Consider the following 235-nt stretch of genomic DNA (forward strand, 5'->3'; position numbering starts at 1 on the left):
TCGAGATCGGTTTTTGCGATGTTGATCTTGGCCGCTCTGGCTGGATTGCTCGGCGTTCCCGTCGCTGTCCTGCTGGTTGAAGTCATTGCGGCCCTCAAGGCGCCGAGGCTGGAGCCTTTCGAAGTCCAGGAATTAAATAGCGAGAAACGCGTCGCAGTCATTGTTCCCGCGCACAATGAAAGCCTGGGGCTGCTTCCGACGATCCAGGATATCAAACCCCAGCTCCGCGCTGGAG

At 57.9% G+C, this 235-nt stretch carries 1 pseudogene; it reads left to right on the forward strand.

Annotation, left to right across the window (positions count from 1 at the left end):
• Positions 1 to 18: 18 nt before the first annotated feature.
• Positions 19 to 235, forward strand: a pseudogene (locus CQ14_RS44405) (glycosyl transferase); the annotation flags it as partial.

It is taken from the genome of Bradyrhizobium lablabi (genome assembly GCF_001440475.1).
In the GTDB taxonomy this organism is placed as follows: domain Bacteria; phylum Pseudomonadota; class Alphaproteobacteria; order Rhizobiales; family Xanthobacteraceae; genus Bradyrhizobium; species Bradyrhizobium lablabi.